At 60.9% G+C, this 13,931-nt stretch carries 13 protein-coding genes and 1 tRNA gene; 7 read left to right on the top strand and 7 right to left on the bottom strand.

The genetic code is table 11. The annotated features are described in order from the left end of the window. Nucleotides 1-96: 96 nt before the first annotated feature. Both BLX42_RS09745 and bkdR read right to left on the bottom strand, forming a co-directional pair. Nucleotides 97-1,338, bottom strand: a complete 1,242-nt coding sequence (locus BLX42_RS09745; protein WP_168216552.1) for a glutamine synthetase family protein — start codon at nucleotides 1,336-1,338, stop codon at nucleotides 97-99. Nucleotides 1,339-1,537: 199 nt separating this feature from the next. Beyond that, nucleotides 1,538-2,023, bottom strand: a complete 486-nt coding sequence (bkdR, locus tag BLX42_RS09740) for a Bkd operon transcriptional regulator BkdR (RefSeq protein ID WP_012315571.1) — start codon at nucleotides 2,021-2,023, stop codon at nucleotides 1,538-1,540. A 197-nt stretch (nucleotides 2,024-2,220) separates the two neighbouring features. Between bkdR and BLX42_RS09735 the strand changes: the two genes are divergently transcribed. From BLX42_RS09735 to lpdA, 4 genes are read left to right on the top strand one after another with little or no spacing between them, the layout of a single operon-like run. Continuing rightward, nucleotides 2,221-3,453, top strand: a complete 1,233-nt coding sequence (locus BLX42_RS09735) for a 3-methyl-2-oxobutanoate dehydrogenase (2-methylpropanoyl-transferring) subunit alpha (RefSeq protein ID WP_161871681.1) — start codon at nucleotides 2,221-2,223, stop codon at nucleotides 3,451-3,453. Between the two features lies 1 nt (nucleotide 3,454). Beyond that, complete coding sequence (locus BLX42_RS09730; RefSeq protein ID WP_161871680.1) at nucleotides 3,455-4,513, top strand: alpha-ketoacid dehydrogenase subunit beta; 1,059 nt, start codon at nucleotides 3,455-3,457, stop codon at nucleotides 4,511-4,513. Next, on the top strand, nucleotides 4,514-5,785 hold the full coding sequence (locus BLX42_RS09725) for a dihydrolipoamide acetyltransferase family protein (RefSeq protein ID WP_161871679.1): 1,272 nt from the start codon (nucleotides 4,514-4,516) through the stop codon (nucleotides 5,783-5,785). A 2-nt stretch (nucleotides 5,786-5,787) separates the two neighbouring features. Beyond that, complete coding sequence (gene lpdA, locus BLX42_RS09720; protein ID WP_161871678.1) at nucleotides 5,788-7,167, top strand: dihydrolipoyl dehydrogenase; 1,380 nt, start codon at nucleotides 5,788-5,790, stop codon at nucleotides 7,165-7,167. Between the two features lie 103 nt (nucleotides 7,168-7,270). On the opposite strand, the gene BLX42_RS09715 is transcribed toward lpdA, so the two are convergent. After that, nucleotides 7,271-7,993: a TylF/MycF/NovP-related O-methyltransferase gene (locus BLX42_RS09715; protein WP_012315576.1), complete on the bottom strand. Its 723-nt coding sequence runs from the start codon at nucleotides 7,991-7,993 to the stop codon at nucleotides 7,271-7,273. Continuing rightward, nucleotides 7,990-8,856: a hypothetical protein gene (locus BLX42_RS09710; protein WP_039602838.1), complete on the bottom strand. Its 867-nt coding sequence runs from the start codon at nucleotides 8,854-8,856 to the stop codon at nucleotides 7,990-7,992. The genes BLX42_RS09715 and BLX42_RS09710 overlap by 4 nt, the downstream gene beginning before the upstream one ends. A 632-nt stretch (nucleotides 8,857-9,488) precedes the next feature. On the opposite strand from BLX42_RS09710, the gene BLX42_RS09705 reads away from it, so the two are divergent. Further along, a complete protein-coding gene (locus tag BLX42_RS09705) occupies nucleotides 9,489-10,460 on the top strand; it encodes an endonuclease (protein ID WP_161871677.1) in 972 nt (323 codons plus the stop codon). Between the two features lie 22 nt (nucleotides 10,461-10,482). Here BLX42_RS09705 and BLX42_RS09700 read toward each other — a convergent pair. Both BLX42_RS09700 and phnN read right to left on the bottom strand, forming a co-directional pair. Then, a tRNA-Arg gene (locus tag BLX42_RS09700) sits at nucleotides 10,483-10,559 on the bottom strand. Nucleotides 10,560-10,672: 113 nt separating this feature from the next. Further along, entirely contained in the window at nucleotides 10,673-11,260 is a 588-nt protein-coding gene (gene phnN / locus BLX42_RS09695; protein WP_115274162.1) for a phosphonate metabolism protein/1,5-bisphosphokinase (PRPP-forming) PhnN, read from the bottom strand. Between the two features lie 344 nt (nucleotides 11,261-11,604). On the opposite strand from phnN, the gene BLX42_RS09690 reads away from it, so the two are divergent. Further along, the gene (locus tag BLX42_RS09690; RefSeq protein ID WP_003254499.1) at nucleotides 11,605-11,931 is read left to right on the top strand and encodes an Arc family DNA-binding protein; all 327 of its coding nucleotides are present in this window, start codon (nucleotides 11,605-11,607) and stop codon (nucleotides 11,929-11,931) included. A 119-nt stretch (nucleotides 11,932-12,050) separates the two neighbouring features. Here the strand turns inward: BLX42_RS09690 and mgtE are convergent, their stop codons facing one another. After that, nucleotides 12,051-13,493 (bottom strand): magnesium transporter, encoded by a 1,443-nt coding sequence (gene mgtE, locus BLX42_RS09685; RefSeq protein WP_012315589.1) that lies wholly within the window; start codon nucleotides 13,491-13,493, stop codon nucleotides 12,051-12,053. A 208-nt stretch (nucleotides 13,494-13,701) separates the two neighbouring features. On the opposite strand from mgtE, the gene BLX42_RS09680 reads away from it, so the two are divergent. Beyond that, complete coding sequence (locus BLX42_RS09680) at nucleotides 13,702-13,866, top strand: hypothetical protein (protein ID WP_161871676.1); 165 nt, start codon at nucleotides 13,702-13,704, stop codon at nucleotides 13,864-13,866. Nucleotides 13,867-13,931: the final 65 nt, after the last annotated feature.

The raw sequence follows: 13,931 nt of genomic DNA, 5'->3' as shown, positions 1-13,931 counted from the left end.
GCTTGCTGGCAAGCATAAAAGCAAATCAGCCACGGCGCAGTCCCCTGCCTGCGAAATAGCAGAACAGGGGCGCGTGCAGTAGCGTTCGTGTCGCGCTCAGGCTTGTGCCGCCAACACTCGCCGCTCCCACGGCGTGATCTCGTTGTAGAAATCAGTCAACTCAAGCGTCTTGGTGGCAGCGTAACCTTCGATGAACTCAGCCCCGAACAGTTCCCGGGCCAAGGCGCTGCGCTTGAGGCGCTCCAGCGCCGCATGCAGGGTGCATGGCAGGCTCAGGTGCTCAGGCACCTCGAACTCACCCTGGATGGCCGGTGCAGGCTCCAGGCGCTGCTCGATGCCGTGCAGGCCGGCTGCCAGGCTGGCGGCAATGGCCAGGTAGGGGTTTGCATCTGCACCCGGCAGGCGGTTCTCGACCCGCCGCGCTACGGGGGCGCTGGCCGGAATACGCAGCCCCGCAGCGCGGTTGTCCTCCGACCAACAGGCATTGTTCGGCGACGCATACGGATGGCACAGCCGCTGGTACGAGTTGACATTGGGCGCGAACAGCGCAGTGAAATCGGCCATGCACGCCTGCAGGCCGCCTATGAAATGATGGAAGGTCTGGCTCGGCCGCCCCTGGTCATCGCTGAACACGTTTCGCCCCGTGGCGATCTCCACCAGGCTCTGATGAATATGCATCGAGCTGCCCGGCGTATGCGCCAGGGGCTTGGCCATGCACACCACTGTCAGGCCATGCTTGAGCGCGACTTCCTTGAGCAGGTGCTTGAACAGGAAGGTCTGGTCGGCCAGCAACAAGGGGTCACCGTGCAGCAGGTTGATTTCGAACTGGCTGACGCCCATTTCATGCATGAAGGTGTCGCGCGGCAGGCCCAGCGCCGCCATGCACTGATAAACCTCCTGAAAGAACGGCCGCAGGCCGTTGTTGGAACTGACACTGAATGCCGAGTGGCCGAGCTCGCGGCGGCCATCCTTGCCCAACGGCGGCAAAAATGGCTGTACAGGGTCACTGTTGGGCGCAAAGACGAAGAACTCCAGCTCGGTTGCAACGACCGGCGCCAGGCCCAAAGCGGCGTAGCGGGCGATCACCGCTTTGAGCAGCCCGCGGGTGGACAGCCCTGACGGCCGGCCATCGAGCTCATTGGCATCGCAGATCGCCAGCGCCAGGCCCTCCTCGCTCCAGGGCAAGCGGTGGATCTGCGCAGGCTCCGCCACCAGGGCCAGATCGCCATCGTCGCTGCCGTAGTATTTCGCTGGCGGGTAGCCCCCCATGATGCATTGCAACAAGACGCCACGTGCCATTTGCAGGCGCCTGCCTTCGAGGAAGCCTTCGGCAGTCATGACCTTGCCACGAGGGACACCGTTAAGGTCGGGAGTGACACATTCGATCTGGTCGATGCCCTGGAGGTGCTCGGCGAGCGAGCGCGGGGCTGCGGTGGTCATGACGCTTGTCCTTGTTGTTATGGGCTGGCAACAACATAGGCTGGGGGTGTTTAAAATATCAAGCACCTGCATCCGCAACGATGCAGTTCTTGCCCCCTCACTCGCGCAGGGTCATGCCATTGGACGGCAATGGCAGCGCCGTTTTATACCGCACCTGCTTCAAGGCAAAGCTCGACCGTATGTTCGCCACCCCCGGCAGTCGTGTCAGGTAATCGAGAAACCGCTCCAGCGCCTGGATGCTCGGCAACAGCACCCGTAACAAATAGTCGGGGTCGCCGGTCATCAGGTAGCACTCCATCACCTCCGGCCGCTCGGCGATTTCTTCCTCGAAGCGGTGCAGCGCCTGCTCTACCTGCTTCTCCAGGCTGACATGGATGAACACGTTGACATCCAGCCCCAGCACCTCTGGCGACAGCAAGGTCACCTGCTGGCGGATCACGCCAAGCTCTTCCATGGCCTTGACCCGGTTGAAACAGGGCGTGGGCGACAGGTTCACCGACCGCGCAAGTTCTGCGTTGGTGATGCGGGCGTTGTCCTGAAGGCTGTTGAGAATGCCGATATCGGTACGATCGAGTTTGCGCATGAGACAAAATCACCGGTTTTTTGTGTTTATGCGGAATGTTTATCTGCGCCGCTCGCTAAAGGCAATCAACTTGAGAGAAAAATTCTCCCGGCGTGTCACTACTATGTAATTGACGCTGACCTGCCAGTCACAAGCCGGTGATCAGCGGCGGCCGCTTCAGAGCTCACAAAAACAACATCCGAGCGAGCGTAAAAAGCATGAACGAGTACGCCCCCCTGCGTTTGCATGTGCCCGAGCCTACCGGCCGGCCAGGCTGCCAGACCGATTTTTCCTACCTGCGCCTGAACGACGCGGGTCAAGTCCGTAAACCGCCCATCGATGTCGATGCTGCCGACACCGCCGACCTGTCCAACAGCCTGGTCCGCGTGCTCGACGAGCACGGCGATGCGCTTGGCCCGTGGGCCGAAGACATCGATCCGCAGCTGCTGCGCCAAGGCATGCGCGCCATGCTCAAGACGCGGATATTCGACAGCCGCATGGTGGTCGCCCAGCGCCAGAAGAAGATGTCCTTCTACATGCAGAGCCTGGGCGAAGAAGCTATCGGCAGCGCCCAGGCGCTGGCGCTGAACCGCACCGACATGTGCTTCCCCACCTACCGCCAGCAGAGCATCCTGATGGCCCGCGACGTGTCGCTGGTGGAAATGATCTGCCAGCTGTTGTCCAACGAACGCGACCCGCTCAAAGGCCGCCAACTGCCGATCATGTATTCGGTGCGCGAAGCCGGCTTCTTCACCATCAGCGGCAACCTGGCGACGCAGTTCGTACAGGCGGTCGGCTTGGCCATGGCCTCGGCGATCAAGGGCGATACCAAGATCGCCTCGGCCTGGATCGGCGACGGCGCCACGGCCGAGTCAGACTTCCACACCGCGCTGACCTTCGCCCACGTATACCGCGCCCCGGTGATCCTCAACGTGGTCAACAACCAGTGGGCGATCTCCACCTTCCAGGCCATCGCCGGCGGCGAATCGACCACCTTCGCCGGCCGTGGCGTGGGTTGCGGTATCGCCTCCCTACGGGTGGACGGCAACGATTTCGTCGCTGTATATGCCGCCTCGCGCTGGGCCGCCGAACGCGCCCGCCGTGGCCTGGGCCCGTGCCTGATCGAGTGGGTCACCTACCGCGCCGGCCCGCACTCAACCTCCGACGACCCGTCCAAATACCGCCCTGCCGACGACTGGAGCCACTTCCCGCTGGGCGACCCGATCGCCCGCCTGAAGCAGCACCTGATCAAGATCGGCCACTGGTCCGAGGAAGAACACCAGGCCGTCACCGCCGAGTTCGAAGCGGCCGTCATCGCCGCGCAAAAGGAAGCCGAACAATACGGCACCCTGGCCAACGGCCACATCCCGAGTGCAGCCTCGATGTTCGAGGACGTGTACAAGGAAATGCCCGACCACCTGCGCCGTCAGCGCCAGGAACTGGGGGTTTGAGATGAACGACCACAACAACAGCATCAAACCGGAAACCGCCATGGCCACCACTACCATGACCATGATCCAGGCCCTGCGCTCGGCCATGGACGTCATGCTTGAGCGCGACGACAACGTGGTGATCTACGGCCAGGACGTGGGTTACTTCGGCGGCGTGTTCCGCTGCACCGAGGGCCTGCAGTCCAAGTACGGCAAGTCGCGCGTGTTCGACGCGCCGATCTCCGAGAGCGGTATCGTCGGCACCGCCGTGGGCATGGGGGCCTATGGCCTGCGGCCGGTGGTGGAAATCCAGTTCGCCGATTACTTCTACCCCGCCTCCGACCAGATCGTCTCGGAAATGGCGCGCCTGCGCTATCGCTCGGCCGGCGAATTCATCTCGCCACTGACCCTGCGCATGCCTTGCGGTGGCGGCATCTACGGTGGCCAGACCCACAGCCAGAGCCCCGAAGCGATGTTCACTCAGGTGTGCGGCCTGCGCACGGTGATGCCCTCCAACCCGTACGACGCCAAAGGCCTGCTGATCGCCTCGATCGAATGCGATGACCCGGTGATCTTCCTGGAGCCCAAGCGCCTGTATAACGGCCCGTTCGACGGCCACCACGACCGCCCGGTGACGCCGTGGTCCAAGCACCCGCAAAGTGCCGTGCCGGACGGTTACTACACCGTGCCGCTGGACAAAGCGGCCATCACCCGCCCAGGCAACGACGTCACCGTATTGACCTACGGCACCACCGTCTACGTGGCCCAGGTGGCCGCCGAGGAAACCGGTGTGGATGCCGAAGTGATTGACCTGCGCAGCCTCTGGCCGCTGGACCTGGACACCATCGTCGCGTCGGTGAAAAAGACCGGCCGCTGCGTGGTGGTGCATGAAGCCACCCGTACCTGCGGCTTCGGCGCCGAACTGGTAGCGCTGGTGCAGGAGCATTGCTTCCATCACCTCGAAGCGCCCATCGAGCGCGTCACCGGTTGGGACACGCCCTACCCTCACGCACAGGAATGGGCGTATTTCCCAGGCCCTTCGCGGGTAGGCGCGGCATTGAAACGGGTCATGGAGGTCTGAATGGGCACGCACGTCATCAAGATGCCGGACATTGGCGAAGGCATCGCGCAAGTCGAACTGGTCGAATGGTTCGTCAAGGTCGGCGATGTGATCGCCGAAGACCAGGTGGTGGCCGATGTCATGACTGACAAGGCCACCGTGGAAATCCCTTCGCCGGTCAGCGGCAAGGTGCTGGCCCTGGGCGGCCAGCCGGGTGAAGTGATGGCGGTCGGCAGCGAGCTGATCCGCATCGAAGTGGAAGGCAGCGGCAACCATGTGGATGTGCCGCAGGCCAAGCCGGTAGAAGCCCCGGCAGCCCCAGCAGCCGCCAAGGCAGAACCGCGTGTCGAAGCGCAACCGGTAGCCAGCCCGGCTGTCCCGACGCACACCGCCGCGCCGATCGTGGCGCGCAAGGCCGACGAAAAACCTCTGGCCTCGCCTGCCGTGCGCAAGCGCGCCCTGGATGCCGGCATCGAACTGCGTTACGTGCATGGCAGCGGCCCGGCCGGGCGCATCCTGCACGAAGACCTGGATGCATTCATCAGCAAGCCGCAGAGCCCTGCGGGCCAGGCGCCAGGCGGCTACGCGAAACGCACCGACAGCGAACAGGTGCAAGTGATCGGCCTGCGCCGCAAGATCGCCCAGCGCATGCAGGATGCCAAGCGCCGTGTGGCGCACTTCAGTTATGTCGAGGAAATCGACGTCACCGCACTCGAAGCCCTGCGCCAGCAGCTCAACAGCAAGTACGGCGACAGCCGCGGCAAGCTGACCCTGCTGCCATTCCTGGTCCGCGCCCTGGTCGTGGCACTGCGCGACTTCCCGCAGATCAACGCGACCTACGACGACGAAGCCCAGGTCATCACCCGCCATGGTGCGGTGCATGTGGGGGTCGCCACACAGGGCGACAACGGGCTGATGGTACCGGTGCTGCGCCACGCCGAAGCGGGCAGCCTGTGGGGCAACGCCGGCGAGATTTCCCGGCTGGCGAGCGCCGCACGCAACAACAAGGCCAGCCGCGAGGAACTGTCCGGCTCCACCATCACCCTGACCAGCCTCGGCGCCCTGGGTGGCATCGTCAGCACACCGGTGGTCAACACACCGGAAGTGGCGATCGTCGGGGTCAACCGTATCGTCGAGCGGCCGATGGTGATCGATGGCCAGATCGTTATTCGCAAGATGATGAACCTGTCCAGCTCGTTCGACCACCGTGTGGTCGATGGCATGGATGCCGCGCTGTTCATCCAGGCTGTACGTGGCCTGCTTGAACAACCCGCCTGCCTGTTCGTGGAGTGAGCATGCAACAGACTATCGACACCACCCTGCTGATCATCGGCGGCGGCCCTGGCGGCTACGTGGCCGCCATCCGCGCCGGGCAACTGGGCATCCCCACCGTGCTGGTGGAAGGCCAGGCGCTGGGCGGCACCTGCCTGAACATCGGCTGCATCCCGTCCAAGGCACTGATCCATGTGGCCGAGCAGTTCCATCAGACATGCCGCTACACCGAGCCGTCCGAACTTGGCATCAGCGTCTCCACGCCACGCCTGGACATCGGCCGCAGCGTGGCCTGGAAGGACGGCATCGTTGACCGACTGACCACTGGCGTCGCCGCACTCCTGAAAAAACACGGGGTCAAGGTCATCCATGGCTGGGCGAAGATCCTCGACGGCAAGCACGTCGACGTCGATGGCCAGCGCATCCAGTGCGAGCACCTGCTGCTGGCCACCGGCTCGAACAGCGTCGAACTGCCCATGCTGCCGCTGGGCGGGCCGATCATCTCTTCGACCGAAGCCCTGGCCCCCCAAACACTGCCCCAGCATCTGGTGGTGGTTGGCGGCGGCTATATCGGCCTGGAGCTAGGCATCGCCTACCGCAAGCTGGGCGCGCAGGTGAGCGTGGTGGAGGCGCGTGAGCGCATCTTGCCGACCTACGACAGCGAGCTGACCGCGCCGGTGGCCGAATCGCTGAAGAAGCTGGGCATCGCTGTGCACCTTGGGCACAGCGTCGAAGGTTACGACAGTGGTTGCTTGCTGGCCCGCGATGCTCAAGGTGCACAGCTGCGCCTGGAGGCCGACCGTGTGCTGGTGGCCGTTGGCCGCCGCCCGCGCACGCACGGCTTCAACCTGGAAAGCCTCGAACTGAAAATGAACGGTGCGGCCATCGCCATCGACGAACGCTGTCAGACCAGCATGCGCAACGTCTGGGCCATCGGTGACGTGGCCGGCGAACCGATGCTGGCACACCGCGCAATGGCGCAAGGTGAAATGGTCGCGGAAATCATTGCCGGCAAGGCACGACGGTTCGAACCCTGCGCAATTGCAGCAGTGTGTTTTACAGACCCGGAAGTCGTTGTGGTCGGCAAGACCCCGGAACAGGCCAGCCAGCAAGGCCTGGACTGCATCGTCGCGCAGTTCCCCTTCGCCGCCAATGGCCGCGCCATGAGCCTGGAGTCGAAAACCGGCTTCGTGCGCGTGGTGGCGCGGCGTGACAATCACGTGATCCTGGGTTGGCAGGCGGTTGGCGTGGCGGTTTCAGAGCTGTCCACAGCGTTTGCCCAGTCATTGGAAATGGGCGCGCGGCTGGAGGATATCGCGGGCACTATCCACGCTCATCCGACCCTGGGCGAAGCGGTGCAGGAAGCGGCATTGCGCGCGCTGGGCCACGCCCTGCACATCTGACACTGAAGCGGCTGCGGCCGATTTGGCCCGCGGCGCCCTCGGCGCTGCGGGCTTTTTTCATTCGGCGATGCTGCATTGGCCTGCAGACATGCCGATGATCAGTTCAAACGCGGAAGTAGCCCACCGACGAATCGAACGGCAGGCGCTTGAGTTCGATCTTGTTCAGATCCAGCACGTCACGCAGCGCGGCAGTTTCGCCAGGGAAGTTGCGGTAGGCGACTTCGTCCAGCACCACGATCGCGCCTTTAGGCATGTAAGGCAGGAAAGTCTCCAGCGCCACCTTGGTGGACGAATACAGGTCCGTGTCGAGGATCAGCATGGCCACTACCAGATCGGGGCGGGTTTTCACAAAGGCAGGCACGGTTTCCAGAATGTCGCCCTTGACGATCTCGCAGCGCGGGATCCGATTGACCGGGCGAATCAGATCGTTGGCCTCGATCATGTCCTGAATCAGGGTCTCGTCGGTGTCGGAGAACATGCTTTCGTTGATATCGGCTGGATCCTGCTCGGCATCGATGCTGGCAAAGCCGCCGAAGGTATCGAAACCGATGATCGAACGGTTGATCGCATAGGGTTCCAGAATCATCGATAGCTGCATGTACAGCATCAACGAGTTGCCTTTGTATACGCCGCACTCGACGATAGCGCCCGGAATGTCCTGCACCATCTTGAACAGTTCGATGCGCGAAAGCGCAGCGGTCACGGCGATACGGTTGGCAAACACGAACGGCGCATCAGCCACGTATTGGGCATCGACACGGCTCAGCACGCTGGCGCGCTTTTCGTTGTACTCGACCTCGGCAGCAGTCAGACGACGCTTGGTCATGGGTTAACTCCCTGGAATTGCGAAAAGTCGCTGGCATTGAAAAAGTCTTTGAAGCCGGCCTCTGCATCCGAACAACCGTTGTCGACGTTCGGTGCACCGCGCTTATGCAGCAGGTCTTGCAGGTGGATCAGGCGAAAGTCCACGCTGAACCGTACCTTGTCGGTGAAGTTGGCTACGGTGCCGTGTAGATGGGCACCAGAGAAAATCAGCATTTCGCCACTGTTGGCAGCCACACGCAGTTCGCCGCTGGTATCGATGTCTTCCAGCGGCACCGGGTGTACCCGGGTTTCTTCGGTAATGTTCTGCGAAGCCTTGTGCCGTTGCACATGGATCCAGTCATTGAGGCTCCAATCGGCGGAACTGTTGCGCACCGGCCGCTCGAAATAGGCCGGGTTGATCATCATGGTCTGTTCGGGCTCGATGCTGTACACCGGCATCCAGGTATTCACCTGGCTTTCCACGCTGCCGTACCAGGTATCGCGGTGGGGCTTGTATGCGTAACTCACACCTGCATGCAGGTATTCGTAGTTGGGCACTACACGCACACGAGGCACGTCGAAGATATAGTCCTTGGGGTCGGCCCCGATCTCGCGAATGAAATCGCGGATCAACGCCTTGGCCTGCGGGCCATTGGTAAACTGCCGCTTGAGCGCCGTGACGCGCTCTACGAAAGTCTCCACCGGCATCATTTTGTGCAGCGACTGGTGGTCAGTTTCGCCATCAAAGGCGGCGGTGATGCTCTGCCGGGCCAATGCACACAGCTCATGTGCATTGCCAAGGCCGGTTTCCAGGAAGATATCACCCCTGAACAGCGAGCCCCGGTAGTCCGGCTTGTTCTTCACCTGATTGACATAAAAATTCATACTTGCCCCTTCAGGACCTCATTGAGACCAATGCCCACCACGAACTACGTCGACTGGCAGCGGTGCATGGATTGAAGCGGACGCAAGGCGACGCATCCAGCCGCTGAGGGCGGGAACTCCAACCACGGCGATACAGGTGCATTGCCTGTATCCAGTGCTTCAGTGATCGGCATGCCGGCAGGAAACTTTAAGCGTGCGTTGCGATTGTCGGTTTATCACAACTGGAGGTCCTGATGGAGGTCCTGAGTGGCTGCAGCGTGCGGCATCCGGGAGTCTGCATAGACTATCACTGACAAGCACTATCGTCAGCTTGGTGCGCGTGACAGTTCAAAGCCAAGCAGTGTACTAGGCGTAAGCACAGGGCAGATTCGGACATTTACTACCTTTAACGGCACACACCATCACATACCTTCTCCACACTTGATCCTGGCTATCTCCTGCGGCCCACCAGCAAGCTCCAGAGACCAGGACACGCAGGGCGCACGGCGCAAGAACTCCTTGATTAGATAGCTGAACCCTGAGTGCCAGAGGGACCTGGATATAGGCACACTACGGCGACGCGATAGGACATTTCCTCAATTGACGTCAGCACACCGTATAATTCTGCCCCCGAAATCCGATGATGCTTTCTCATGAAGAAACTGCTGTACGTCGTTACCCTCGCCCTCGCTGTCATCCCTGCCGCCTTCGCCAATCCCCCCGCAACGTTTACCGAAGCCAAGGTTGTCGCCAAGCAGAAAATCTTCCTCGACCAGGCAAACAGCCCAATGGGCGAACTGTACTGTGGCTGCAAATGGACCTGGGTCGGCAAGTCCGGTGGCCGGGTCGACGCCAAGTCCTGCGGCTACGAAACCCGCAAGGTACAGACCCGCGCCGAACGTACCGAATGGGAGCACATCGTGCCGGCCTGGACTTTTGGCCACCAGCGCAAATGCTGGCAGAACGGCGGTCGCGAGCATTGCGTCAATGAAGACCCTACCTTCCGCGCCATGGAAGCCGACCTGTTCAACCTCTATCCGTCCGTGGGTGAAGTGAACGGTGACCGCAGCAATTTCAACTACGGCATGGTTTCAGGCGTTGCGCCCCAGTACGGGCAGTGCACCACCAAGGTCGACTTCCAGCAGAAAACCGCCGAGCCGCGTGACGAAGTCAAAGGCCTGGTTGCGCGCACCACGTTCTACATGTTCGACCGGTACAAGTTGAGCATGTCGAGACAACAGCAGCAGGTGCTTATGGCCTGGGATAAACAGCACCCGGTTTCTGCGTGGGAAAAGCAGCGCAATCAGCGAATCGCCGCGATCATGGGGCATTCGAACCCATTCGTCACCGGCGAACGGAAATGGACGCTGGGCTACAAGCCTGCCGGGGCTATGGACGTGGTAGCTTCGGCAACCCCGAAAACGGCTGCGAGAGATATCGGCAAGCCGACCCTGGCGAGTGCGTCGACTGACGGTGCGATCATTGGCAACCGCAACAGTCACGTGTACCACTTGGCCAGCGGTTGCCCCGGTTACAGCCAGGTCGCTCAGAAAAATCAGGTGGCATTTGGCAGTGAAGCAGAAGCGCAGAGTGCAGGTTACCGCAAGGCGGGTAACTGCAAGTAGGCGTATGGAGCGAGAGAAAATATGGCGTCCCAGGGCAGGTTCGAACTGCCAACCTTCCCCTTAGGAGGGGGATGCTCTATCCAATTGAGCTACTGAGACACAAGAACCGGCAGCGAACGCTGCACAGCTGAACGGCGAGCATGTTAACCAGAGGGCAGCCGTTTGTCATGCATCTATCGGGCTTTTTGCACGTAGGGCTTTTCCGATGCTTGTCAAACGGACACCCCCTGTTGACGCAGCAGGTCGAACAATACGCTGACCGCCGTGGCCAGTGACCCGGAGTTGTCCAGCGCATGCACGCCGGGATCGGGACAGCCCTGGAGCCTGGCACTACGCGCCAGGCGCTGATCGATCTCTTGCGGTGTCTCCCTGCCTCTGGCAATCAGGCGCGCACGCAATACCTCTGGGTCAACCTCCAGGCGTACTGCCAGCAGACCGGGATAGCGCCTACGCGCCTCGGGCAGATAGCTACGGGAACCGTTGACCAGCACCGACCGCCCTTGCGCGAGCCAAACGTCCACTTGCTTGGGTATCCCATACTCCAGACCGTTGGCTTGCCAATGCATGGCAAATTCCCCTGCCGCACGCATCGCTTCGAAGCGCTCTGGAGTGACGCTTTGCGCCGCCTCACCTGTGGCCTCTGCAGAACGTGTGATGACTCGCCGGGCAATTTCAACACCCGCGCCAGCCAGTTGCGCGCGAGCGGCCTCGATCAGGGAATCTTTTCCCGAACCAGAGGGTCCCATCAGATATATCAGCACGCCTGAGGCTTTATCTTGGGAGCTTGCGTCATGTTGCATAGCCACTATGCTCTATGGAAGGAAACCTGCGCATTTTAAGGGTTTTCTCTACCCTTTGCCGCGTTTTACGGGTTTTTGACGGCAAAGGGCTGACGGTAAGGCGAGCCTGGAAATGCAAAACTTTTCCAACCAGTACTCATTTCTGATAATTGGTACTGGCAAAAAGCCTTTATCGGGATCACTATTTGTCACAGAATTGACGCCAAGGAAACGGCGACCTTGAGGCAAGATGAGCACCAAATTTTCCAGGCGGTTGAACATTTTGTCGTCGCCACGGTCGTACCTGCATCCCGTGCGGCCAATTTGTGAACCGCTTCCCCTGAACCAAAAACCGGTTAATTTATATGCGCCCAATGAAACAGGCTATTTATTCGAGCCGCACCGCTGACAAGTTCGTCGTCCGCCTGCCAGACGGAATGCGTGAGCGCATTGCCGAGGTAGCGCGCAACCATCACCGCAGCATGAACTCCGAGATCATCGCACGCCTGGAGCAGAGCCTTATCCAGGAAGGTGCGCTGGGCGACGAGCTGAGCATGCGCCTGGACAGCCCCGAGTTGTCCCTGCATGAGCGCGAGTTGCTGCAACGCTTCCGTCAGCTGTCCCACCGACAGCAGAACGCGCTGGTCGCCCTCATCGCTCACGATGTGGAAATGGCAGCCGACGCCTCCTGAGGCGCGTAGGCGAGAACAAAAAAAGCCAGCGTAAGCTGGCTTTTTTGTTGGGCTGCGCACAGGCCTTGGTGGTGCGGCCAGGCGCATGCCTTGATCACTCTGGCGTGCACCTCCCAATATCAAAGCAGGAACAGCGTAGCCAACCCCAGGAAGATGAAGAACCCACCACTGTCGGTCACGGCAGTGATCATCACGCTGGACCCCATGGCAGGGTCGCGCCCCAGGCGCGTCAGCGTCATCGGGATCAACACCCCCATGAGCGCGGCCAGCAGCAGGTTCAAGGTCATGGCCGCAGTCATCACCAACCCCAACGACCAGCTGTCATACAGCCAGAACGCCACAGCACCGATCACTCCACCCCAGATCAGGCCATTGAGCAGCGACACCGCCAGCTCCTTGCGCATAAGGCGGCTGGTATTGCCCGGCGACACTTGGTCCAACGCCATGGCGCGAACGATCATGGTAATGGTCTGGTTGCCAGAGTTGCCGCCAATACCCGCCACGATCGGCATCAGCGCCGCCAGTGCCACGAGCTTCTCGATCGAGCCCTCGAACAGGCCGATCACACGCGAGGCCAGAAACGCGGTTATCAGGTTGATCGCCAGCCAAGCCCAACGGTTGCGCAATGAACGCCAGACCGAGGCGAAGATGTCTTCCTCCTCGCGCAGGCCAGCCATGTTGAGAACTTCACTCTCGCTCTCTTCACGAATCAGGTCGACCATTTCATCGATGGTCAAACGGCCGATCAGGCGGTCGCTCTTGTCCACCACCGGCGCCGAAACCAAGTCATAACGCTCGAAAGCCTGCGCCGCATCGTAGGCATCTTCGTCGGGGTGGAAGGAGACCGGATCAATCGCCATGACCTCCGCGACCTTCTTGTCCGGATCGTTGACCAACAGACGCTTGATCGGCAACACACCCTTGAGGATACCGTCGTAGTCGACTACGAACAGTTTGTCAGTGTGGTTGGGCAGCTCTTTAAGGCGGCGCAGGTAACGCAGAACCACTTCCAGGCTGACATCTTCACGGATGGTCACCATCTCGAAGTCCATCAGCGCACCGACCTGCTCCTCGTCGTAGCTCAACGCCGAGCGCACACGCTCGCGCTGCTGCGCATCGAGGCTTTCCATCAGCTCGTGAACGACATCACGCGGCAGCTCCGCCGCCAGGTCCGCCAGCTCATCGGCGTCCATTTCCTTGGCCGCAGCGAGGATCTCGTGATCGTCCATGTCGGCGATCAGCGATTGACGAACCGAGTCGGAAACTTCAAGCAAGATGTCGCCGTCACGATCCGAGCGCACCAGCTGCCAGACCGTCAGGCGGTCTTCCAGGGGCAATGCTTCGAGGATATAGGCGATATCTGCAGGGTGCAGGTCGTCGAGCTTGCGCTGCAACTCGACAAGGTTTTGACGGTGGACGAGGTTTTCCACCAGGTCGTGGTGATGACCTTCCTGACGGTGGGTCAGGTCCTCAACCACGCGTTGGCGCTGCAACAGTTCGACCACCTGGGCCAGGCGATCCTGCAGGCTCTCTTGTGCTTTCTTTACTTCTACTTCAGTCATAGGCGAACTCCACTCCCAGCAGCGGAGCACGCCGGGGGAATCAATCGGTCAGATCAGGCTGTAAGAATCTTGTTAAGAAGTAACTACTGGGTAAGTCCATGGTGGTATTCCACAAGCCCCGGCGGGGCTGACGGGCGCAATCATACACTGCCTAAGCTGTCAGATCGCTTAAAATTTTGGCCAGAACAATCGTTTGCGCGATAAAGCTATGACAACGCTCGAAGCCATGTGTGCGACGGCACGAGCCAAAGAAAAAACACATGCGGCGCGCAAAGAAGTGTCGGGCGGGTTTATTTTCAGTCTAGCGGGCATCACTGATAAATCAGTGAACGGCGGAAAACAAAAAGCCCGCTCAATTGAGCGGGCTTCTTGATATGTGGCGGACTCAGGAGGATTCGAACCTCCGACCGCTCGGTTCGTAGCCGAGTACTCTATCCA

It is taken from the genome of Pseudomonas sp. SG-MS2 (genome assembly GCF_009933855.1).
GTDB classification, from domain to species: Bacteria; Pseudomonadota; Gammaproteobacteria; order Pseudomonadales; family Pseudomonadaceae; genus Aquipseudomonas; species Aquipseudomonas putida_E.
The sequence above is the reverse complement of the archived record's forward strand: the minus strand, read 5'-3'. Positions and strand labels throughout refer to the sequence as shown.